Source organism: Peribacillus sp. SIMBA_075 (assembly GCF_046534585.1).
Window position 1 is genome coordinate 1 of the sequence record NZ_JAWRYN010000909.1, and the last position, 260, is coordinate 260.

1 protein-coding gene is annotated in these 260 nt (G+C 47.7%); it reads right to left on the minus strand.

Features of this window, described 5'->3' with window-relative positions:
* On the minus strand, positions 1-260 hold a 260-nt coding region (locus tag SB775_RS30900; protein ID WP_410865080.1), incomplete at both ends, for a ribonuclease III family protein.

Below are 260 nucleotides of genomic sequence, written 5' to 3' on the forward strand. Positions count from 1 at the left end.
CCCAATTCGTTGGCGAAAAGGACAAGAGCCGGCTCACATACGATCGACGCACGCAATTTGGTCAGTTCGCCTTCAGCCATTTCGGGATATTTCATATAGAGGAAATGCGATACCGACAATTCCAATACGGCGTCGCCTAAAAATTCCAGGCGTTCATTGTCCGTGAATTGTCTTCTTCGATGCTCATTCACATAAGATGAATGGGTAAATGCCTGCTGCAGAAGGGCAGGGCGTTCAAACTGGATGTCCAGCTCTTTTTG